Genomic DNA, 22,503 nt, shown 5'->3' on the forward strand with positions numbered 1-22,503 from the left:
CACAACGCCCGGAAGTCCGCGATCGCCCGGTCTGGCGGGATCGCCCCGTCCTCCATGCCCTCGAAGAGGATGGCGGGCTTGGCGCAGAGATCGGCCACCCCCGCGGCCCCCGCTACGACATAGTCGCGGATGCGGCCCAGATAGGCATCCAGGGGGAACTCCAGTCCCCCGATGGCCGACTCCCGGTCCGGGAACGGCATCGAATACGCCCTAATCCAGGTGTCATCCACCGCCGCCGAGTTGGTGAATCCGATGATCTTCATGACCGACAGGACCGTGGATCCGAGGTTCAGCAGGACGTCGGCGGTCCGCCCCGACTCCAGCCCCTCGCCGATCCAGCGGAACCACCTGGACTCCGACGTCGGCGTGACCGTTGACGCGTCCACCCTCCCGTAGCCGGCCAGGGTGTTGGCGAACACGATCCGCTTGATCCGATCCGGGTGGCGCACGGTGAGGGCGGCCGCGATGGGTCCCCCCCAGTCCTGTCCGACGAGAGTGATGTCCTGGAGGTCCAGGTGCTCGACCAGAGCCAGAAGGTTCTCGGTGTGGGAGCACAACGTGTACTCCCGGTCCTGGGGCGTCTCGGACTTGCCGAAGCCCATGTGGTCGGGGACCACCACGCGGTTGTGCACCGCCAGCGGACCGATCATGTGTCGGTACAGGTACCCCCAGGTCGGCTCTCCGTGCAGGCAGACGATTGGTTCGGCACCACGCGGCCCCTCGTCCACGAAGTGCTGGACGAAACCATGACCGTCGAAGGTGTGAGGGGCGAACGGAAACGTCGAGTCGAATGTCTCTTCGAGGGGGACCATGGAAACCTCCGGCTGATGGACGGGCTGGAGCGGGCGGGTCACTGCGGTCCGCCGGCGGCCAGCCATGTTGGCAGACGATCCGGCCGGGCACGACACTTCGACCAGGCATCGATGCACCGGGGGAGCCATGGAGAAGCCTGAGCAAGTCGCCCAGATCAAGTTATTCGTGTCCCGCCTCTCTGATGGGGCCTGATGGAGGCCCTTCGTACGCCCGAGGAGCGGTTTGCCGACCTTCCCGACTACCCCTTCGAACCCAATTACGCCGAGATCCGGGACGGCGAGGGCGGCACCCTGCGAGTCCACTACCTGGACGAGGGACCGGCCGATGCGGCACCGGTGCTCCTCGTCCACGGCGAACCGTCTTGGAGCTACCTGTACCGTCACATGGTTCCGATCCTCGTAAATGCCGGCCACCGGGTCGTCGTGCCCGACCTCGTCGGGTTCGGACGTAGCGACAAGCCCACCCGACAGACCGACTACTCATACGCCCGACACGTGGCCTGGCTCTCCGAGCTCGTCTTCGACCACCTCGACCTCCGGGACGCCACATTCTTCGGCCAGGACTGGGGAGGCCTCCTCGGCCTACGCCTGGTTGCCGACGAGCCCGACCGGTTCGCCAGGGTCGTCATCGGCAACAGCGGCCTGCCGACTGGCCATGGTCCGGCCAGCGAGGCATTTCTGCGTTGGCAGCGCTTCTCACAGACCACCCCTGTGTTCCCCGTCGGTGACCTAGTTGGGAGAGCCTGCACCACGGAGTTGTCCGCGGCGGTGGTAGCCGCCTACGACGCCCCGTTCCCGGACGACACCTTCAAGGCCGGCGCCCGCATCTTCCCCTCATTCGTGCCCACCAACCCGGATGATCCTGAGACGGCGCCCAACCAGGCGGCGTGGCGGGTCCTGGAGGCCTTCCAGAAGCCGTTCCTCTGCGCTTTCAGCGACTCGGACCCGGTCACCGCAGGTGGTGACGCCCCCTTCCTGGCCAAGGTGCCCGGTGCCCGAGGGCGCCAGCACCCGACCATCGTCGGCGCGGGCCACTTCCTTCAGGAGGATGCCGGACCGGAGTTGGCAGCAGTGATCCGGGACTTCATTAGCGACACCTCCTGACAGGGGACCAGACCCGTGCACGTCGACGAGATCCCGGTGGCCCATACCCCGGATGGCTACTGGGCGGAGATGCCGGCTCCGGTGCTGGCCGGATGTACGACCCCGTTGCATCCGAATGCACCAGACCTCCGAGGAGCGTGGCGAACAATTCGGGCCGAGATCGACGGTACACCGGCGGAACCCGAGTCACCGTTCGCCACCCACGCGGAGCGGGTCGAGCAGGCGGGGGACCGGGTTGTGGTTTGCAGCGGAGGCGTAACCCACGACATGCGGGCCGACGGCACCCTGGAGAACGGCGTGCACGACGTCAGCGGATTAGGGGGCACAGAGATCCACGTGGTTGCTACCTTCGAGGAGGGGCGGCTGGTCCTACGACCCGTCGACATGGACGTGGAGGTACTCCGCTGGAGGGAAGGCGACCTGATGGTCTGGCAGTTCGGCCCGTCGATCATCGTGTGGATGGAACGGATCGACGGCCCGAAGGGGTGGCGATGACCTCGAAACAACCGACATACGGAACGGTCGACCGCTCCTACGGGATGCGCCTGGCGACGACACCGCCGGACCGGGACGGTCCCATCTGGATGGTCAACCTGATGCGCTACCGGGCCGAAGCCGTGTACCGGGAGGTGTCCGACACCGGGCCAGGCTCCGGTGTGACCGGTGTGACCGGCGTGACCGGCAGGGAGGCCGACGAGCGATACTCGCCCATCGACATACTGCACGACATAGGCGCCAGCGTCGTGTTCATGGGAGACGTAGCTGAGCAACTCCTTGGCGACTCACCTGTGTGGGACCGGGTCGCTGTGGTTCGGTACCCGACCCGGCGGTCGTTCATCGAGATGCAGCAGCGAGAAGACTTCCGTGAGAAGCACCTGCACAAGGAGGCCGGTATGGCCGAAACGATCGTGGCCGGCTGCCTGCCGGTCGATCCACCGGCCGGCCACCTCGGGGAGGTCGCCTGGGATGACGTCGAATACCCGCCCAGCGACGGGGACGGCCCTCTGATGGTGATCCACGTGCTGCGGTTCGCCGAGGGCGACGCAGAGGCCGACATGGCCGCCTACCAGACGACGGCGTTCGCTGTGGCGTCGGCACACGGGGCCCGGATCTCAGGCTGGTTCGGAGTCGAGGGGACCATCATCGGAGACGGTCGACGCTGGGACCAGGTGCGCTTCAACCTCTTTCCCAGCCGGGCGGCGTTCATGGCCGTGGTGGCCGACCCGTCCCGCCTGGAGGCGCAACGGGCCCACCGGGAGGTGTCGATAGCGGACACCTACACCCTCTTGGTGCGTCCCAACGTCGATAACCTCGCCGCTTCAATCCGATCTGCCTGACCGGGTTCCAAGACATGCCAAACGAGTTCGTCCAGGTCGATGCCTTCACCGACCGGCCCTTCAGGGGCAACCCGGCCGCCGTCTGCATTCTGAACGCACCGGCAGAGGAGGAGTGGATGCAGGACGTCGCCCGGGAGATGAACCTCTCGGAGACCGCCTTCTGCCATCCGTCGACGGCGGTAGCGGGGGAGTGGGAACTCCGCTGGTTCACCCCGGGGTCCGAGGTTGACCTGTGTGGGCATGCCACGTTGGCCACCGCACACGTTCTGGCCACGGAGCACGGTTCGACTGACACCATGGGCTTCCACACGCGGTCCGGCCGACTGTCGGCGACCGTAGGAGAAAATGGGGACATCACCCTCGACTTTCCAGTCGACGAACTGGTTCCGGTCGATGTGACAGCGGAGATGGGCGCAGCCCTTGGCGTCGAGGTGTTGGCCGCTGCGTACGGGCGCACCGACCTCCTCCTGGAAGCCGGTGCAGACGCCGACGTGCGCTCCTGCATTCCCGACCTGGGAGCAGTGTCAGCCCTGGCAGAACGAGGGGTGATCCTGACAGCGCGCAACGAGCGAGAGGGCTTCGACGTGGTGTCCCGGGTGTTCGCCCCGAACGTGGCCATACCAGAGGACCCGGTGACCGGTTCCGCCCACACCACGCTGGCCGTCTGGTGGGTACCCCGGTTGGGTAGTGCTGCGTTCCGGGCCGAGCAGGCGTCCCAGAGGGGCGGCGAACTGGAGGTCGAGCTGGTCGGTGACCGTGTGCGCATCACCGGCCGCGCCGTGACCGTCGTGCGTGGGACACTCCTGCCCTGACGGGCTTGTAGCCAACGTGGGACCCAACGGAGGTGTGATGGCTGACAGGACGACCTTGCGGCGGAAGCCGGATCGCTCTGTCACCGACAAGACGGCGATCCAATCGGTGATCGACGAAGCGGTATTCGCCCACGTGGGGATTGTCGCCGGTGAAGGCGAAGCCGCACATCCGGTTGTCATACCCATGCTGCACGCACGCCACGGCGACCGCCTGCTCCTCCACGGATCGCCGGCCAGTCGCCTGCTGCGTGCAGGGAGGGCCGGCGTACAGGTCTGCGTCACTATGACGCTGGTAGACGCCCTGGTGCTGGCCCGTTCCGGATTCCACCACTCCATGAACTACCGCTCGGTGGTGGTCATGGGCGCTGCCACCGAGATCACCGATCATGCCGAGAAGGTGGCGGCACTGGACCGCCTGGTGGAGCACGCGGTTCCCGGCCGTACGGCTCAGATCCGCCCGCCCACGGAGAAGGAGGTGGCGGGCACCCTGGTGCTGTCCCTTCCTCTGGACGAGTGCTCGATGAAGGTCCGTACCGGGCCGCCCATCGACGACGAGGTGGATATGGATGCCGACGTCTGGGCCGGGTTGATCCCACTTCGGGTGGGGGTGGGGGAGCCGCTTCCAGACGAGGTCACCGGCGATGCCACTGTTCCCGGCCACGTCGCCTTCTGGTCGCGGGGCGACCGGTAGAGGACCGGGGCTATGGCCTTCGTCGGGGCGATCGACCAGGGAACCACCAGCACGCGGTTCATGGTGTTCGACCATGCCGGTCGGGTCGTGGCGATGGCCCAGCGCCCCCATGCCCAGCACTTCGACCAACCCGGATGGGTGGAGCACGATGCCGTCGAGATCCTGGTGAACACCCTGGCTGTGGTCGACGAGGCACTGGCCGGGGCCGACCTGACCGCCGCCGACCTGGTGGCTGTGGGCATCACGAACCAGCGGGAGACCGCAGTCGTGTGGGACCGGGCCACCGGCGAGCCGGTCCACCGCGCCATCGTCTGGCAGGACACCCGGACCGACGGGATCGTCGACCGGCTGGCAGGCGATGCCGGTCCGGACCGGTTCCGGGCCACAACCGGCCTTCCGCTGGCTACCTACTTCACCGGGCCCAAGGTCTCGTGGCTGCTGGAGGAGGTGGCGGGCCTGCGGGAACGGGCCGAGGCCGGTGCTCTGTGTGCGGGCACCATCGACTCCTGGCTGCTCTGGAACCTGACCGGTGGCGCCGGCGGCGGCAGGCATGCCAGCGACGTCACCAACGCCTCACGGACCCTCCTGATGGACCTGGGCACGCTCGACTGGAAGCCGGCACTGGTTGCCGAGATGGGCATTCCGGAGTCGATGCTGCCCGAGATCGTTCCCTCCATCGGTCGGTTGGGTATCGGCACCGGTCCGCTGGCCGGCGTGCCCATCTCCGGCATCCTCGGCGACCAGCAGGCCGCCCTCTTCGGACAGGGCTGCCATGCAGCGGGCGAGGCAAAGAACACCTACGGCACCGGCTGCTTCCTGCTCATGAACACCGGCACCGACACCGTGCCGTCGACCAACGGCCTCCTGACCACCGTGGCCGTCCAGGTGGCCGGACAGCCAGCCACCTATGCCCTGGAGGGCTCGGTGGCCATGGCCGGAGCGACCGTGCAGTGGCTACGCGACGGCCTAGGGCTGATCGCCGGATCCGACGAGATCGAGGAACTGGCCTGCTCGGTGGACGACAACGGCGACGTCTACCTGGTGCCGGCCTTCTCTGGGCTGTTCGCCCCACACTGGCGATCCGATGCACGCGGCGTCGTGGTCGGCCTCACCCGCTTCACAGAGCGAGGGCATCTGGCCCGGGCGGCGTTGGAGTCAACCGCCTTCCAGACGGCAGAAGTGCTCGACGCCATGCTGGCCGACAGCGGGGTTGCGATTCCCGAGTTGAAGGTCGATGGGGGCATGGTGGTCAACGACCTGCTGATGCAGTTCCAGGCTGACCTGTTGGGTGTGGACGTGGTACGTCCGGTGGTGGCCGAGACCACGGCTCTGGGTGCTGCGTATGCTGCTGGCCTGGCCGAGGGGTTCTGGTCCGACCTGGACGACATTCGGGCCAACTGGCAGGAGGACCGCCGTTGGGAGCCCGACATGGATGCTGACGAGCGACAGCGGCTCACCATCCGGTGGGCGCAAGCCGTGGAGCGCACTCTGGACTGGGCCTGAGGCGCGACGGCTATCCGGCGCGCTGCCGGGTTGTTGGCTCCGGAACCCCGGGTCAGCGCTTCGATGCCATGAGAATACGCTGGAGGGCCGTGATGGCCGAGTCAACCCCCTATGCAGGTGTTGCCAACGGGGAGTACCACCCGCCGGTTCCGATCCAGATTCCGCCGCTCTGGGCCTGGCCACCCAGGCCGGTCGCCACAGTGCGGTGGTTCATCGGCAGCCTGCTCTACCCCTGGGTCGGCCTCTACCTGATCCTGTCGGTCGTGATCTGGAGGTGGCTCCTGCCCTCTGAGGAGTCCATGGCAACCCTCCGGCTGGGATGGATCCTCCAGATCTGGATCCGTAACCTGGCCCTGCTCACCCTCGTTGCCGGTGGGCTGCACCTGCTGCTGTACCGGCGACGCAGCCAGGACCGAGACTTCAAGTTCAACGGCCGTTGGCCGGTCGAGAGCCGCAGGTTCCTGTGGCGCAGCCAGGTCCGCGACAACATGTTCTGGACGCTCGTTAGCGGGGGGTTCTTCTGGACGGCGTACGAGTCGCTCACCCACTGGGCCTATGCCAGCGGGCTAGTCGGCCGCCCCGACTGGGCGTCGAACCCGGCGTACGTGTTCCTCATGGCCACTCTCGGCGTGGTGCTCTGGTCGACGGCCCACTTCTGGGCCAACCACCGGCTCCTCCACTGGAGGCCGCTATACAGGATCGCCCACCAACTGCACCACAGGAACGTGAGTCCCGGTCCGTGGAGCGGCATCTCGATGCACCCGCTGGAGCACCTCATCTACTTCTCGGTGTTCCTGCTCTGGTGGGTCGTGCCCGTGCACCCCGTGGTCATCCTGGCGTGCGGCATGTACCAAGGGCCCGGCCCGGCCCCGTCCCACTCGGGCTTCGAGCGGGTCCGCCTCGTCCGCCGGTGGTCGGTGCCTGCGGGCGACCTGTTCCACCAGTTGCACCACCGCTGCTTCGAGGTCAACTACGGCAACACGACGACGCCGATCGACAAGGTGACCGGGACCTGGCACGACGGGACCCGCGAGATGGAGGAGCGCCTGAAGGGTCGCCGTCGGACCGAGCAGGTTGTCTGAGGCAGGGACCGAAGGCCCGGCCTGAAGCACTGGCCTCCGGTGACGATAGGAGAGCCGATCTGGGCCACGCTCGGGGCATGAACGAATCCGCCACCAGCCAGGCCGACCAGGTCATCGGTCGCGCCACCAGCGAGTCCACCCCCTGGTGGCCCGATCCCGTCCTGCCGGCCAGCGGTACTCCGAACGTGGTCGTGGTGCTCCTGGACGACACCGGCTTCGCCCACCTCAGTTGCTACGGAGGGCTGGTGGACACCCCCAACTACGACCGCCTGGCTGAACGCGGCCTGCGCTACACCAACTTCCACACCACGGCGCTGTGCTCGCCGACCCGGGCCTGCCTCCTGACCGGTCGCAACCACCACGCGGTCGGCATGCGGGCCGTCTCTAACTTCGACACCGGATTTCCCAACATGCGGGGCAGGATCGCCCGCTCGGCCGGAACCATGGCCGAGATGCTCAGCGACGAGGGTTTCGCAACGTGGGCGGTGGGCAAGTGGCATCTCGCCCCCATGCGCGAGGCATCGGCCGTCGGACCATTCGGAGACTGGCCGCTGCAGCGCGGCTTCGACCGCTACTACGGGTTCATGCAGGGGGAGACCGACCAGTTCCACCCCGAGTTGTACGAGGACAACCGGCTCGTCGACCCGCCCCGCACACCTCAGGACGGATACCACGTCACCGAGGACCTCCTCGACCGCGCCATCGACCTGGTGCGGACCCAGCACACGATGGTTCCCGAGCGTCCCTTCTTCCTGTACTTGGCGTTCGGAGCCACCCACGCGCCCCACCAGGCGCCCGACGCCTACCTCGAGAAGTGGCGGGGACGCTTCGACGACGGCTGGGACGTCGCCCGCCAGCAGGTCTACGAGCGTCAGTTGGAAATGGGCGTCATCCCGGCCGGAACGGAACTGGCTCCCCGCAACCCTGGCGTGGAGGCGTGGGCAGACCTCTCAGCCGAGGAGCGGGCGGTGGCTTGTCGCCTCCAGGAGGCGTTCGCCGCCATGCTGGACCACACCGACGCGCAACTGGGCCGCCTGCTTGACACCCTCGACAACCTGGGTATCGCCGAGGACACCATCGTCGTGGCGCTCAGCGACAACGGGGCCTCCCAGGAGGGCCGGGCCCTAGGTGTGCTTGACTCGTTCCGCCACTTCAACGGTGACGACCAGCCCCTGGACGAAGCCCTGGACCGGCTGGCGGACATCGGTACCAGAACCAGCAGCACCAACTACCCGTGGGGGTGGGCCCAGGTCGGCAACACCCCGGGCAAGCGGTACAAGCAGAACACCCATTCCGGCGGAATCCGCGATCCACTCATCATCTCGTGGCCTGGAGGGATCGAACTCGCAGCGCTGGGCCAGGTTCGGACCCAGTTCCACCATGTGATCGACCTGGCGCCGACCCTCCTCGAACTGCTGGGGATCGCCGCTCCCGGGGAGATCGCGGGGGTTGCCCAGCAGCCCATCGAGGGCACCAGCCTCGCCTACACGTTCAAGCAGAACGCCAACGACGCCGTCGCCGTTCCCACCCAGAAGGAACGGCAGTACTTCGAGATGTTCGGCCATCGCGCCATCTGGGCCGACGGCTGGAAAGCGGTGGCCTTCCACCGGCCCGACACATCGCTGGACGACGACGTGTGGGAGTTGTACCACCTGGACGAGGACTTCTCCGAGTGCAACGACCTGGCAGCGACCCAGCCTGAGCGGCTGGCGGACATGGTGGAGATGTTCTGGGAGGAGGCCGAGCGTTACCAGGTTCTACCGATCATGGACCGCTCCGGGGGCCTGTTCGCAGGCCACCCCACCCCCGGTACCCCTCGGGCCCGAGACCAGTTCGTGTACCTGCCACCCACCCAGCGAGTCCCCATGGACTCGGCACCTGCCCTGGGCTCACGCAGTTGGACCATGCGCTTCGAGGTGGAGAGACCGGTCGGGGACGAGGCCGGAGTCCTCCTGGGATTCGGCACCGTGAACAATGGCCTGGTGGTCTACGTAGACGACGACGGGCACCTCGTATATGACCACAACGCCTACTCGAACCACACGGTGGTGCGTTCTCTGGATCCCGTCCCCGTCGGCTCGAGCGTGCTGGAGGTCCACCAGGATCGGGTTCGGCGCGGGCCCGGACGCGCCCATCTAGTGGTCGACGGCGTCCAGGTGGCCGATGTCATCGTCCCGCTCGTACCGGTCATGGTCTCCTCCATCGGCATGGACATCGGACGCAACCCCACTGGCATCAGCAGTGCCTACGAAGCGCCCTACGAGTTCGCCGGGCGCCTGGCCCGTGTTGAGATCGGCACCACGCGGTCGTTCCGCCCCGAAGAGGAGACTGCCATCGAGCTGGCGGCCGCCGCCGAGATGCAGTGAGGGGCCGATGGCCAGCGACGACGCCCTGACCAACCAGACAGTCGAACTGCTCCAGGCCCTGATCCGCAACGCCTGCGTCAACGACGGAACGCCCGAATCCGGTCAGGAGGTTCGCAACGCCGACCTGCTGGCGGCCTACCTCGGGAGCGCGGGCCTCGACGTCCAACGGTTCGAGCCGACGGCCGGCCGGACCTCGCTGGTGGCCCGTATCGAGGGTTCCGATCCGAACGCCCCCTCGCTCTGCCTGATGGGCCACACGGATGTGGTGCCCGTCAACCCGCACGGCTGGAGTCGGGACCCGTTCGCAGGGGAACTCGTCGACGGCGAGGTCTGGGGGAGGGGCGCGGTGGACATGTTGAACCTGACCGCCGCACAGGCGGTGGTCTTCCGTGCGCTGGCCGACCGGGGCTTCCGCCCGAGGGGCGACCTTGTCTTCTTCGCCGTAGCCGACGAGGAGTCCGGCAGCGCCCACGGTGCCCGCTGGATGGCCGCCAACGAGGCCGACGCCATACGGGCCGACTACGTCCTAACCGAGAACGGCGGGCTCCATTCGGGGACCGATGCGTCGCCCGTCATAAGCGTGAACGTCGCCGAGAAGGGTGCGGCATGGAGGCGGCTGACAGTACGAGGGACCCCCGGCCACGGCTCCATGCCGTACCGGACCGACAACGCCCTGGTGAAGGCGGCCGCCGTGGTCCAACGGCTGGCCGATTACAAGCCGCAGCCCCGCTTCCACGAGCTCTGGCGGGCCCAGGTCGAATCGATGGGCCTGCCTGACGAGGCCCGCGACCAACTCCTGGACGAGGACAGGATCGACGAGTTCCTGGCCGATGTCCCGCACGCCGGGACCGCCGGTCACCTTCACGCCTGCACCCACACCACCTTCTCGCCCAACGTGGGCGAAGGCCCCGGCAAGACAAACGTCATACCCGACCGCGTAAGCATCGACGTGGACATCCGGACCATGCCCGGCGAACACACCGACGAGGTGTCCGCCCATCTTCGCGAGGCCCTCGGTGACCTGGCCGATCACGTGGAGACCGAGGTCATAATCGACGACGCTGCATCGGCCAGCCGGATCGACACCCCGCTCTGGGATGCCTTGGAGAGGTCCATCACGAAGCCGTTCCCGTCGGCCCGCCTGAGCCCCCAGTTCATCGTGGGGTTCACCGACGCCCGCGTCTACCGGGAGATGGGGTCCGTGGCCTATGGGGCCGGCCTGCTCAGCCCATCGATCAGCGGCGGGGAGTTCTCCCGCCGGTTCCACGGCCATGACGAGCGGATCGACGTGGAGTCACTACGGCTTACGACAGGTATGTACCTGGACGTCTGTCAGGACATGCTCGGATGAACACGACTGATCGGCCAGTCGACGGGTTCGACCTGGATCGCGAGACGACACTCACGTCGCTGGGGGACGGCCGGTACGCCGTCGACGTGAGCGACTGCTGGAACATCGGCGACAACCCGAACGGGGGTTATCTGACAGCCATTGCCCTTCAGGCCCTTCGCCGGCTCGGCGACCACCAGGACCCGATGTCGGTGACCACCCACTTCCTGCGACCCGGGTCGGGGGGTCGCCCCGGAGAGGTCCACACATCGCTCGTACGGTCGGGGCGTTCGGTCACGACCGGACGCGCCACCCTGCTCCAGGACGGGACACAGCGCCTCGAGGTGATTGCGGCCATGGGGGACCTGGATACCGCATCCCGGAACGGACACCGCCTGACGATTCCGCCACCAGAGATGCCCCCGGTGGCGGAGTGCGTGGAGCGCGACCTCCTGGAGCAGGGGGTCAGCCTCTTTATCTCGAGTCGCGTCGACCTTCGCGTCCATCCGGACACCTCCGTCGCCGGAAGGTCCTCCAGAGCCGAGACCCTCGGGTGGATCCGCTTCGTGGACGGTCGGGAGCCGGACACCCTGGGCGCCGTCCTGTTCTCCGACGCCTTTGCCCCGTCCATCTTTGCCCTCCTGGGTCGCGTCGGCTGGGTACCGACAATCGAGCTGACCGTGCACGTCAGGGCGAGGCCCTCACCGGGTTGGATGATGGGGAGGTTCGTCACCGAGGACCTCCAGGACGGCCGGATGATCGAGGACGGCTACCTCTGGGATGCCGAGGGCCGCCTCATCGCACGATCCCGCCAGCTGGCCATGCTCCTACCGGACGCCGGTGAGGGCGGCTGAGCGAACCAGGTCTGGGAACTCAGGTACCAGACCACTCCGGAGGGCGCTTCTCGGCGAACGCCCGTGGGCCCTCCCGGGCATCGTCTGAGGCGAAGACCTTCTCCTGGAGTGGCCGTTGTATCGCCCACAGCTCCTCCTCGGTGGCGCCCTGTGTGGCCCGGATGACCTGCTTGGAGGCGGCGACGGCCAACGGCGCGTTCCGGGCCACGCGCTCCGCCAGGGCCAGGGCTTCCTGGAGCGCCTGGCCCGGCTCGGTGAGGCGTGCAATCAGGCCGTGGTCGGCTGCCTCCTCGGCGGTGATGGGATCGGCGGTTATGGCCATCTCCATGGCCTTGCCGTAGCCGACGCGGCCGGGCAGGCGGAACAGCCCCGCCCCGGCGGCCAACAGGCCTACACCGACCTCCGGGATGCCGAGCTTCGCCCCCTTGGCCGCCACCAGCAGGTCGCACGACAGGGCCAACTCCAGTCCGCCGGCCAGGGCGAAGCCCTCGATGGCACAGATGAGGGGCTTCTGGGCTCCGTTCCGGACGAACTTCAGCATGGGGCCGATGTCCTCACCGCGGGTGAAGGCCTTCAGATCCATGCCGGAGCAGAAGCCCCGTCCGGCTCCGGTGACCACGCCGGCGGTCAGGCCGGGATCGTCGTCTAGGTCCTGCACGGCGTTCCAGAGCCCGTTGGAGAGGTCGCCGTTTATGGCGTTCATGGCGTCTGGCCGGTTCAGGGTGATGACCAGAATCCGGTCGCGACGCTCGGTCAGGACTGCCGGCTGATCGGTCTCGTTCGTCTCGCTCATGTAATGGTTCCTCGTGATTCGTCAGCTCGGCCGCGTGGGCCTACTTGGGGGGCATCCGGATGCCACCGTCCACCCGGATGACCTCGCCGTTCATGTACGGATTGGTGATCAACTCCATGACCATGTAGGCCAACTCCTCGGCCGACCCGAGTCGCATGGGGAACAGCACCGACTGGCCTAGATGGGCCTTGAAGGCGTCGCTCTGCTCGCCCTCCCCGTAGATGGGGGTGTCGATGAGGCCGGGGGCGATCGTGTTGACTCGGATTCCGGCCACAGCCAGGTCCCGGGCGATGGGCAGGGTCATGCCGACGATGCCGCCCTTGGAGGCCGAGTAGGCGGCCTGGCCGATCTGGCCGTCGAAGGCGGCAACCGATGCCATGTTGACCACGGCTCCCCGCTGGCCGTCCTGGTCCAAGGGCTCGGTGCGTGCCATGGCAGCAGCAGCACGACTCAGAACGTTGAACGAGCCGATGAGGTTCACCCGGATCACGAACTCGAACTTCATCAGGTCCATGGGTTCGTTGTCCCTCGAGATGGTGCGACCCGGGTGGCCCAGACCGGCCGAGTTCACGAGCGCCCGCAGCGGGCCCATCTCGGACGCGGCGACCACAGCGGTGTCGGCGTCATCCGTGCTGGTCACGTCACAGTGGACGAAGAGGCCGCCAAGTTCAGTGGCCACGGCCTGGCCGCGGTCGTCGTTCAGGTCGGCGATGACGACGCGGCTACCTGCGGAGGCAAGCTGTCGGGCGCTGGCTTCGCCGATGCCGGATGCTCCGCCGGTGACGACGGACGAGCTGCCTTCGAGGTTCATGCGTGGCATGGGGGACTCCTGGACTATTCGGGTGGTCGGTCGTATCGGCCGGTCAGCCGTGGGGGAGGAGCACGGTGCGGGCTTCGGCACCCGCCTTGAGGGCGTCGAAGGCGCCCTGGAGTCCGTCCAGGCCGGCGGTGTTGGACACCAGCTCGTCGAGTCGGAACATGCCCTTCAGGTAGAGGTCGGCGATCAACGGAAAGTCCGCCCTGGGCCGGCCGCCACCTGCCCGGATGCCCAGGAGGTTCTTGTTCTGGTGCAGGGCCTGGAACGGATAGGTCACCGTCGCAGTCAGGTCGGGGACCCCGACGGCACAGATGTTCCCCCCGGGCCGGACCATCGAGATGGCATCGGCAAGCAGCTTCGTGCTGCCCACCACTTCGAAGGCGTGGTCGACGCCACTGGTGCTGGTCTGCTGCACGGCGGCGATGGAATCGAAGTCGTCGCCTTCGGCCAGGATGAAGTCGGTGGCACCGAACTCGACAGCCATTCGCTCCTTGGACGCCACCCGGTCGATGGCGATGATCTGGGACGCTCCGCTCAGCCGGGCCGCCTGGATGACGTTCAGCCCGACCCCGCCCGCACCGATGACCACCACCGTGTCGCCCAACTCCACGCGTGCACGGTTGAACACGGCACCGGCACCGGTCATGACCGCGCATCCGATGAGGGCTGCAGAACTTAGGGGTACCTCCTTCGGGATTGGAACGGCCTGGTTCTCGTGGACGATCGTCTCCTGGCAGAAGGCGCCCAGGTTGGCGAATCCCCAGAGTTCCGTGTCGCCCTCGGTGTGGGTGTGGCGGAGGCCTCCGAACCCGCAGTTGCCGGGGTCACCGGCCTCACAGGTCGGGCAGTGACCGCAGTTGCCGAACGTCGAGAGCACCACATGGTCCCCGACGGCGCAGTAGGTGACGGCGGCGCCGACCTCCGCCACCACACCGGCGGCCTCATGGCCGGGCACCAGCGGAGTCGGCATGTAGTACTTGCCCGTGACGCAGCTCAGGTCGCTGCCGCACACGCCGGCCGCCATGACCTCCACCCTGACCTGGCGTGGCCCGACTGCGGCAGCGTGCTCGATGTGCTCGGACAGGCGGACGTGTTCTTCGCCGTTCCCCTCCTGGATGAGTCCCAGCATCCTCTGGCGGCTCCCGTGTCGTCGTAGTCCGCGCTGCGGCAGAGGTGAGCATTGTCCACCTCGACGGGCCTCCGGGCCAATACGCGGCGCAGTATGTCTCGGTTCAAGCCAGCCGCCCGATTCTTATGGGCGGCGTGCTACCGGGACAGTGAATTCCAGAACTCCAGCAGGGTCCCGGCCGACTCGCCGGGACGCTCACACATCCACCAGTGACCAGCGCCCTCCAGCGGAGCGTGTCGGGCGCTGAGCCGGTCGGCCATCTCGGCGGCCCTTCCGGGCGGGCCCACGTAGGGATCTTCCGACGGGTCGACAGCCAGTCCCGGCGGGAGGTCGGCGGCGGCGAGTGCCTCGCCGAGCTGGGCCATCACCGGCTGGGCTCCAGTGCGGTAGAGGGGCAGGATGCAGGCGGCGATGCTGTCGATGGAGTCAGCTACATCTGCTGCGGCGGCGGCGGCCATGCCGAGGGAGGCCATCATGGCGATCCGTTCCTCCCGGGTGCCGGCTCGCATACTGGCGACCACCTGTTCTCCGACGTCGGGGGTCTGCCAGAGTTGAGCCATGTCGTGCCACACGTAGTCCGGATGGATGAGCCCTGTGCAGTCGCAGGCCCAGGATCGCACCAGTTCAGGTCGGACGGACAGCAGGCCGAACACGTGACCAGCTCCCCAGTCATGGCCGATGACGTCCACCGGGCCGCCACTGGTCTCCACGACGGACTCCAACTCCCGCACCAGCCAGTCGCGGTATTCGGAGCGGGTGGCTCCCCAACCGTCGGGAGAGGGTGAGCCGAAGCCCGGAGGCGAGAGCAGGACGATCCCGTCGACACCCCGGTCGGTCAACTCTCCTACGAGGTCCGACCAGATGGCATCCGTCTCCGGATTTCCGTGTACGAATACCTTGGACATACTGGCTCCCCTTGTGAAGTTTCTGCTTGCTGGTCCGCAGCGCTTCGAACCCTCTTCTGCCAGATGGCATGGGAAAGGTCCCCCGGTCAGATGCCTTCCGCCATGGCGAGAGCTCAGCCCCGCTCTGTCAGGTCGTACTCGGCCATGAAGTACGGGGTATCGGGATCGAAGTTCGTGAGGGTGACGGGACCCGTCACCCGCCCGACCGGTCGGACGCCGGCGCCCACGACATCCGTGGCGTCATCGCCCAGGTCGGCCCGACCGCCATCGATCAGGGCAAGCAGGTCGGCCACCACCTCCGGCTGCTCGTCGAGTACGTCATGGCGCTCGCCTATGTCAGTCTCCAGGTCGTAGAGCCGGAACCGCTCGTCGGTCCACTTGCGGACGTGGAGTTTCCAGCGACCGAGGCGAACGGCCTCGATGTTGCCTCCCAGGATGTAGAAGAAGGGCCTCGTCCCGGGGCCATCGCCCCCGGAGAGCAGCCCTCCCAGGTCCCGACCGTCCAGCGTCCTGTCGTCCGGGACCGCCACCCCGCACCATCCGGCGATCGTGGGGTACAGGTCCATGGCGTTGGCGACGTCGGCGACCACCCGACCCGATGGCACGGTGCCCGGCCAGCGGACGATGCAGGGGACCCGCTGGCCTCCCTCCCATGTCGTTCCTTTGGAGGCGCGCAGTGGGCCGTTGCTTCCGCCACCGTCGCGGATCAGGGCACCGTTGTCGCTCGTGAACACCACCACGGTGTCCTCGTCGATGCCAGCCGACAGCAGTTCCGCCAGGAGGACGTCGGTGGACCAGTCGATGCAGTGCACTGCCGCGCCGTACCGGCCGTTCCGGGAGTCCTGCACGAAGCGGTCCCGGACGTAGATCGGCAGGTGGACGTACATGTGGGCCAGGTAGAGGAAAAACGGACGGTCGCGGTTGGCCCTGATGAATCGAACGGCGTCGTCGACGTAGCGCTCGGTCAGGGCTGCCTGGTCGGGCTGCTGCTCGACCACCTCGGCATCCAGCATCAGGGGTAGCGGAGGTCGCTCCTGCAGCATCGGGGCGTCGTCCGGCACCGGTGTGCCGAGCCGGGCCATGATCTCCCGGTACGGACGATCCTCGTCGGGCCACGCCTGCCGACCCATGTCGTTGCTGTACGGGAGCCCGAACCAGCCGTCGAAGCCGTGTCGCGTCGGCAGGAACTCGGGCTGGTCCCCACAGTGCCATTTGCCGATCAGGCGGGTGGCGTATCCGCCGTCCTGCAGGAGCCTCGCGATGGTGATCTCGTCGGGATGCAGCCCGTGGGCCTGCCCGGGGAAGAGAACCGGTGCGTTGTCGATGCTCCTGCCGCCGAAGCCGACCCGCAGGGGGTAGCTGCCGGTGAGCATGGCGGCCCTGCTGGGCGAGCAGACCGGAGAGGCCATGTAGAAGTCGGTGAACCTGACCCCGTCGTCGGCCATCCGGTCCAGGGCCGGGGTGTGGTGCTGCGTCGACCCGTAGCAGCCGAGGTCGCCGTAACCCAGGTCGTCGCAGTTTATGAGGATGACGTTCGGTCGACGGGCCATCGTGCCTCCGTGGTCGAAGCGATTGTCGTGGCTGACAACCTCGACGGCCCAACCGGGACCCGGATGCCGGTTCGGGCCATGGCCGCCGGGTCGGGTCGAGACCATTCGGCGGGGCTACGGTCGGCGGCCATGACGAACGAATCCAGCCAGGAATCCAGCCAGAAGGGGCTCAGCCAGAAGGTGGAGATGGAATGGGAGACGCCGTCCCATGACCAGATAATCGAGATCTCGCGGGGACACGTCATGGGCATGGAGATGTCCGACGACGATGCGGTCTGGTGCGTCGCAGGAATGCACCACGTGTTGCTCCACACCATCGGACGACGGTCCGGCGATGAGCACAAGGTGGCGTTGCCGTTCTGGCGGGACGCCGACGGGCACCGGATCGTTGTGGGTTCGTTCGCCGGTTCCACGAGCGACCCGTCGTGGGTCCTGAACCTGCGGAACCGTGAGGCCAATCCCCGGGTGAAGGTCCGGATACAGGGTGGCATGTTCTGGTCCGAGCACGTGGTGCTCGACGGCGGCCCCGAGCGTGACGCCCTGTGGGCAGCCCTGCTTGAGGACCGGGCCTGGTACGCCGACTACCAGGCGAAGACGGATCGGGTGATTCCGTTGGTCCGGCTGGCCGAAACCGAGGCCATCACGGACTGATCCCGGTCGGCCGGGACCGGGACCGTTACAGCCCGTACCGGTCCGGTACAGGTCCGGCCAGCCGGCCGATTGACATCCGTAGCGGCGACGGTGGCGGTTCCTCGCCGTCGGAATCGAAGAACGGTCGGTCGCCCTGCACCGTTACCCGGTGGCCGCGCCGCTCGTCAGGCCAGTAGTCCCAGATGGCGAAGTGCTGGACCCGGCGGTTATCCCACAACGCCACGTCGTTGCGTTCCCAGCGGAGGCGAATCTGGAACTCTGGCCGGGCGCAGTGTGCATGGAGGTGGGACAGCAGGTCGTCGCTCTCGGCCTCATCCAGGCATTCGATCCCCACGGTGAAGGAAGGGTTCACGAAGAGGCTCCGCCGGCCGGTCTCGGGATGGGTCCGGACCACCGGGTGGAGCGCCTGGGGATAGGCGGTGCCCTCATCGACGGCACCCCTGTCGGCGTAGCGACCCCGGTAGACGTGCTCCGAGCCGTGGCGGGCCGACAGGCGGCACAGGCGTTGCCGCAATTCCGGTTGGAGGGTGGCGTAGGCGGCCTCCATGTCGGCGAAGAGGGTGTCCCCGCCGCCCCCCGCGGGCAGCACGTGGACCTGGAGCATGGTGGCCGACGGTGGCTCCTCGTCACAGGAGACGTCGGAGTGCCAGCCGTTGCCGTTGGAGATGGGGGAGTCGCGGTGCGTCCGGATGAGGAACACGGCCGGGTTCTCGTGTTCGGCGGGGGCCGCCGGATGCTCGTGGAGTGGCCCGAGGCGTAGGGCGAACTCCACCTGGGCCGCTGCTGCCATCGTCGTCTGCTCCCTGAACACCAGCACGCCATGGTCCAGGAACGCCCGGTGGAGGATGGCGAATCTGGCGTCGTCGACGCCCTCGGCCAGGTCGATCCCCCGGACCTCTGCACCCAGCACCGGCGTGACCGGCGTGATGGTGATCCCGTGTGTCATGGGAGGCCGGCTCCGGGGTGTTCCACGAGGGTCGTCCAGATGCAGCCGTCACCGGAACCCGCCCGGTCGGATCCGGCGCCCGGGGCGGTGACGATGAACAGGGTCTGTCCGTCGTCGCCACCCAGGGTGCAGGCGTAGGCCGGCTGGGGTGTGGGCATGCGATCCGTGACCGTGCCACCCTCGAGTACCCGGACTACGCCGGACCCGGCGGCGTCGGCGAACCAGATTCCCCCGCCGGAGTCGAGGGTGCACCCGTCGGGGGCGGTACCTGGCACCGACGCCCACTCGCGACGTTCCCCGGGTCGCCCGTCGGCATCCAGAGCGAAGGCGGAGAACCTGGCCCCGAAGGTCTCGGCGACGATGAGCGTGTCGCCGTCGGGAGTGATCACCGAGCCGTTCGGGAAGAGCAGGTCGTCCGGACCCGGTTCGACGGCGCCGTCCTGCCCGATGACGGCGAGGGTGGCGGACCGGGGATGGCCCCGGTCATGCTCGATGTCCCATCCGAAGTTGCCCACATAGGCGGTTCCGTCGGCGGCCACGACCATGTCGTTGCAGTGCCAGGTGGCGATCTCCGAGAGGTCGGCGTGGACGGTGACATCGCCGTCCACTACGCGAAGGACCCGTCGCGTCGTCATGGCGACCACCAGGAGCGAGCCGTCCGGCAGCCAGCCCAGGCCCGACGGCTGCTCCGTGCCCAGGTCCAGGATGGTCTCGCGTTCCCCGAGAGCAGATACCGCGTACACGCGGCTCTGGTAGAAGTCGCTGTACCAGAGGCGCCCGTCGTGCCAGCGGGGCCCCTCACCGAAGTCGAGGCCGTCGACCAGCAGCTCAAGTTCCGACACGATGACCTCCGAGGCGTCCATCGCAGGCGGCGTGTTGCAGCCGCCGGCCACTTGTGTGCACCGCCGACCATACGGCCGGTGCAGGTGTTTGGAGAAGGTGGGCCTCGAGGTGGGAGGCCCGTCTAGCCTCCGTCCGAATGGGCTTCCGATCACTCTCGCCCCACGTCTGGCCCATCTACGCACCGTGGATGGCGGCCAGCCTCGGTATGAGCATTTTGCTCGTGGCTCTCCCCATCTGGCTGCTCGGTGGGGGATACGGGTACGTGGCGACCAGCGTGGTGGTCGGCGCAGGAGGTGCCGGGGCCGCGGCCGGTGCGTGGCTTGTCGGCCGCTCGACCGACCGCTGGGGCCCGGCGCGGGTGGCCACCGGGTCACTGTCTCTGATGGTCGTCGCCTCGGCCACCATGGCCCTCGTCGGACACGTTCTCGTGCTCGGGTTGGGCCACTTGGCGTTCGGCGTCGGTTCCATAGGGGTGATGCTCTCCCGCCAGGCTGACCTGACCCGCCGCATTCCCGTGTGGCTACGGGGGCGGGCCATGTCCATGATGGGTGGCTCCATGCGCCTCTCGGTCCTCGTCGGAACCGCATGTGGGGGAGTGCTGGTCGACTTGGTGGGCGGCCGGTGGACCATCGCGGCGGCAGGCCTAGGAGCGGCGATCGGGCTTCCGGCAGTCATCCCGACCGCTCGTCGGCCGGAGCGGGAGGTTGTGCCGACCGGTGCGGGCGGACCGGGACTGGCGACCGTGGTCCGTAACGAGACTCGACCGTTGCTGGCGGTCGGCGTGTTCGGAGCGCTGGCCATGGCAGCCCGGGAGGGACGGATGGTCATACTCCCGCTGGTCGGGGTGGCCCTGGGTCTCCGCCCCTCGGCGATCGGTGCACTCGTGGCCGCCGGTTATGCGGCGGACCTGCTCCTTTTTCCGGTGTCGGGATACGTGATGGACCGCCTGGGACGCCTGGCGGCCATGGTCCCGGCCTACGGCCTCCTGGCCGCCGGGTTCCTCCTCCTGGCATCCGCCGACACCTCGGCCGGTGTGCTGGTTGCTGGGGTGGTGATGGGGGTGGGCAATGGCCTCAGCTCGGGTTCCCTGTTCACCCTCGGAAGCGACGTGGCGCCCGTGGAGGGAACCGCCTCGTTCCTGGCGGCCGTCTCGGTACTCATTGACACGGGACGGATCATGGGCCCGTTGCTGGTCGGCGTAGTGGCCGACGCACTGGGCCTGGGGGCTGCGGCTGTCGCTCTCACGGTCGTCATGGTCGCGGGCGTGCTGTGGCTCTTGACCGTGGTGGGGGAGACCTCGGACCGGTCAACGGGTGTCGGTACGGGTAGCTCCGGGTCGTAGGTTCCGAACCATGGAGGTTCTGCCCACCCCGGAGTACCTCGACTTCGCTGTGGCGGGCGGGTCCTGAGAATGGGTCGCTCCATCCTGATCGCCGGTGGTGGCATAGGTGGGCTGGTCGCGGCGCTGTGCCTGAATCGGGCTGGACACGACGTGACGGTCTTCGAGACCGTGTCCCAGCCACGGGAGTTGGGTGTGGGCATCAACTTGCTGCCCCATTCGGTGAGGGTGCTCCACGACCTGGGTCTGGAGTCGGATCTGGCGGCCTCCGCGGTGGCCACCTCCGAGCTGCGGTTCTGCTCAGACGACGGTGTCCTGATCTGGTCAGAGCCCCGTGGTCTGGCTGCCGGCAATCCATGGCCCCAGTACTCGATCCACCGGGGGCGCCTCCAGATGGTGCTCCTCGATGCTGTACGCCGGACCCTCGGACCCGACCGAATCCTCACGGGCCACCACCTCGACGGCTTCGACCAGGACAAGGACGGGGTGCTGGCCCGGTTCGTGGATCGTCGTTCGGGCGTCCTGGTCGGTGAGTACGAGGGGGAGGCCCTGGTCGGCTGCGACGGACTGCACTCGGCGCTGCGCCGCTCGTTCGTGTCCGACGAGGGTCCGCCCCGCTACTCGGGGCTGGTGCTCTGGCGGGGTGCCGTGGAGGCGCCGCCGTTCCTGGACGGAAGGACCATGTTTATGGCCGGCCACGACCGGCAGAAGGCCGTCGTGTACCCGATCCGCGGCCCCGTCGAACCCGGTGGCACCGTCCTCACCAACTGGGTGGCCGAGCGCCCGGTGGACGTCGACGTCGCCACCGCCGACTGGAATGCGGCGGTCGATCCCGCCGACATAGCCCCCTGGTTCGCCGACTGGGACTTCGGCTGGATCCACGTCGGCGAGCTCCTATCGTCCACCGAGGTTGCCTACGAGTTCCCCATGGTCGACCGGGATCCGCTGGAACGGTGGAGCTACGGCCGGGCGACCCTGCTGGGCGACGCAGCCCATCCGATGCGGCCCAACGGGAGCAATGGCGCCAGCCAGGCAATCCTGGACGGCGAGGCTCTGGCTGTCGCCCTGTCTGCCGACGTCGGGGTCGCCGCTGCGCTGGAGTCCTATGACGCGGACCGTCGGGAACCGACCAGCCGCCTCGTGCTCGCCAACCGCCAGGCCGGCCCAGAGCGGGTCATGCAGTGGGTGGAGGAGCGCTGCGATCGTTCCTGTCGCGACCGGCACACCTGCGTTCCCACCGGTGAACTGGAGCACGAGGCGAACGCCTACAAGGAGCTGGCAGGTTTCGACCTGGCCACACTCCAGGCCCTGTCCCACGATCGAACCCCCACCTGAACGCCGAGCCGAGGAGTACCCCATGCCCCACGTGATCCACGCCCTGGATCGAGCCGATGCCGGTGACCTCCGCGCTGCGACCCGGCCGGAGCACCTGGCCTACGTCGGAGGCTTCGACGTCCTCTACGGTGGACCCCTGCTGGAAGACAACGGCCGGATGTGCGGTTCTTTGATCGTCCTGGACGTCGACTCCCGGGAGGCGGCCGAGGAGTTCGCGGCCGGGGATCCCTACGCCGTGGCAGGCCTGTTCGAACGGGTCACGATCACAGGCTTCAGGCCCATCCTGGGTACCTGAGGGCGGCCC

Annotated in this window: 22 protein-coding genes; 14 read left to right on the top strand and 8 right to left on the bottom strand. The window is 67.9% G+C overall.

Features of this window, described 5'->3' with window-relative positions; genetic code table 11:
• Window positions 1-812: alpha/beta fold hydrolase (locus tag MK177_05475; GenBank protein MCH2426767.1), on the bottom strand; the 812-nt coding region annotated here is incomplete at its 3' end.
• A gap of 192 nt (window positions 813-1,004) precedes the next feature.
• Here MK177_05475 and MK177_05480 point away from each other — a divergent pair.
• From MK177_05480 to MK177_05525, 10 genes are all read left to right on the top strand, one after another.
• Window positions 1,005-1,916 (top strand): haloalkane dehalogenase, encoded by a 912-nt coding sequence (locus MK177_05480; protein MCH2426768.1) that lies wholly within the window; start codon window positions 1,005-1,007, stop codon window positions 1,914-1,916.
• A 15-nt stretch (window positions 1,917-1,931) separates the two neighbouring features.
• On the top strand, window positions 1,932-2,411 hold the full coding sequence (locus MK177_05485; GenBank protein MCH2426769.1) for a hypothetical protein: 480 nt from the start codon (window positions 1,932-1,934) through the stop codon (window positions 2,409-2,411).
• Window positions 2,408-3,253, top strand: a complete 846-nt coding sequence (locus tag MK177_05490; GenBank protein ID MCH2426770.1) for a hypothetical protein — start codon at window positions 2,408-2,410, stop codon at window positions 3,251-3,253. Before MK177_05485 ends, MK177_05490 begins: the two co-directional genes overlap by 4 nt.
• A 14-nt stretch (window positions 3,254-3,267) precedes the next feature.
• Window positions 3,268-4,065, top strand: a complete 798-nt coding sequence (locus tag MK177_05495; GenBank protein MCH2426771.1) for a PhzF family phenazine biosynthesis protein — start codon at window positions 3,268-3,270, stop codon at window positions 4,063-4,065.
• A 37-nt stretch (window positions 4,066-4,102) separates the two neighbouring features.
• Window positions 4,103-4,756 carry a pyridoxamine 5'-phosphate oxidase family protein gene (locus MK177_05500; GenBank protein ID MCH2426772.1) on the top strand — a complete coding sequence of 218 codons (654 nt, stop codon included), beginning with the start codon at window positions 4,103-4,105 and terminating at the stop codon, window positions 4,754-4,756.
• Window positions 4,757-4,768: 12 nt separating this feature from the next.
• Window positions 4,769-6,259 (top strand): glycerol kinase GlpK, encoded by a 1,491-nt coding sequence (gene glpK, locus MK177_05505; GenBank protein ID MCH2426773.1) that lies wholly within the window; start codon window positions 4,769-4,771, stop codon window positions 6,257-6,259.
• A 92-nt stretch (window positions 6,260-6,351) separates the two neighbouring features.
• Window positions 6,352-7,341 (top strand): sterol desaturase family protein, encoded by a 990-nt coding sequence (locus tag MK177_05510; protein ID MCH2426774.1) that lies wholly within the window; start codon window positions 6,352-6,354, stop codon window positions 7,339-7,341.
• A 77-nt stretch (window positions 7,342-7,418) separates the two neighbouring features.
• Window positions 7,419-9,707, top strand: a complete 2,289-nt coding sequence (locus MK177_05515) for an arylsulfatase (protein ID MCH2426775.1) — start codon at window positions 7,419-7,421, stop codon at window positions 9,705-9,707.
• Between the two features lie 7 nt (window positions 9,708-9,714).
• Window positions 9,715-11,058 (top strand): M20/M25/M40 family metallo-hydrolase, encoded by a 1,344-nt coding sequence (locus MK177_05520; protein MCH2426776.1) that lies wholly within the window; start codon window positions 9,715-9,717, stop codon window positions 11,056-11,058.
• Window positions 11,055-11,891 carry a thioesterase family protein gene (locus MK177_05525; GenBank protein ID MCH2426777.1) on the top strand — a complete coding sequence of 279 codons (837 nt, stop codon included), beginning with the start codon at window positions 11,055-11,057 and terminating at the stop codon, window positions 11,889-11,891. The genes MK177_05520 and MK177_05525 overlap by 4 nt, the downstream gene beginning before the upstream one ends.
• Window positions 11,892-11,910: 19 nt before the next feature.
• Here the strand turns inward: MK177_05525 and MK177_05530 are convergent, their stop codons facing one another.
• The 5 genes from MK177_05530 to MK177_05550 form a co-directional block, all read right to left on the bottom strand.
• On the bottom strand, window positions 11,911-12,684 hold the full coding sequence (locus MK177_05530; protein MCH2426778.1) for a crotonase/enoyl-CoA hydratase family protein: 774 nt from the start codon (window positions 12,682-12,684) through the stop codon (window positions 11,911-11,913).
• A 40-nt stretch (window positions 12,685-12,724) separates the two neighbouring features.
• Window positions 12,725-13,504, bottom strand: coding sequence for an SDR family NAD(P)-dependent oxidoreductase (locus MK177_05535; protein MCH2426779.1), 780 nt, complete (start codon window positions 13,502-13,504; stop codon window positions 12,725-12,727).
• Window positions 13,505-13,547: 43 nt separating this feature from the next.
• Window positions 13,548-14,630, bottom strand: a complete 1,083-nt coding sequence (locus tag MK177_05540; protein ID MCH2426780.1) for an alcohol dehydrogenase catalytic domain-containing protein — start codon at window positions 14,628-14,630, stop codon at window positions 13,548-13,550.
• A 137-nt stretch (window positions 14,631-14,767) separates the two neighbouring features.
• The gene (locus tag MK177_05545) at window positions 14,768-15,535 is read right to left on the bottom strand and encodes an alpha/beta hydrolase (GenBank protein MCH2426781.1); all 768 of its coding nucleotides are present in this window, start codon (window positions 15,533-15,535) and stop codon (window positions 14,768-14,770) included.
• 113 nt (window positions 15,536-15,648) lie between these two features.
• Complete coding sequence (locus tag MK177_05550) at window positions 15,649-17,085, bottom strand: sulfatase (protein ID MCH2426782.1); 1,437 nt, start codon at window positions 17,083-17,085, stop codon at window positions 15,649-15,651.
• 129 nt (window positions 17,086-17,214) lie between these two features.
• Between MK177_05550 and MK177_05555 the strand changes: the two genes are divergently transcribed.
• A complete protein-coding gene (locus MK177_05555; GenBank protein MCH2426783.1) occupies window positions 17,215-17,736 on the top strand; it encodes a nitroreductase family deazaflavin-dependent oxidoreductase in 522 nt (173 codons plus the stop codon).
• Between the two features lie 25 nt (window positions 17,737-17,761).
• Here the strand turns inward: MK177_05555 and MK177_05560 are convergent, their stop codons facing one another.
• Window positions 17,762-18,682, bottom strand: coding sequence for a TauD/TfdA family dioxygenase (locus MK177_05560; protein MCH2426784.1), 921 nt, complete (start codon window positions 18,680-18,682; stop codon window positions 17,762-17,764).
• Window positions 18,679-19,545, bottom strand: coding sequence for an SMP-30/gluconolactonase/LRE family protein (locus tag MK177_05565; protein ID MCH2426785.1), 867 nt, complete (start codon window positions 19,543-19,545; stop codon window positions 18,679-18,681). Before MK177_05565 ends, MK177_05560 begins: the two co-directional genes overlap by 4 nt.
• 116 nt (window positions 19,546-19,661) lie before the next feature.
• Between MK177_05565 and MK177_05570 the strand changes: the two genes are divergently transcribed.
• From MK177_05570 to MK177_05580, 3 genes are all read left to right on the top strand, one after another.
• Window positions 19,662-20,867, top strand: coding sequence for an MFS transporter (locus MK177_05570; GenBank protein MCH2426786.1), 1,206 nt, complete (start codon window positions 19,662-19,664; stop codon window positions 20,865-20,867).
• Window positions 20,868-20,936: 69 nt separating this feature from the next.
• Entirely contained in the window at window positions 20,937-22,199 is a 1,263-nt protein-coding gene (locus MK177_05575) for a flavin-dependent oxidoreductase (protein MCH2426787.1), read from the top strand.
• Window positions 22,200-22,221: 22 nt separating this feature from the next.
• The gene (locus MK177_05580; GenBank protein MCH2426788.1) at window positions 22,222-22,494 is read left to right on the top strand and encodes a YciI family protein; all 273 of its coding nucleotides are present in this window, start codon (window positions 22,222-22,224) and stop codon (window positions 22,492-22,494) included.
• Window positions 22,495-22,503: the final 9 nt, after the last annotated feature.

Source organism: Acidimicrobiales bacterium (assembly GCA_022452145.1).
GTDB lineage: Bacteria > Actinomycetota > Acidimicrobiia > Acidimicrobiales > MedAcidi-G1 > UBA9410.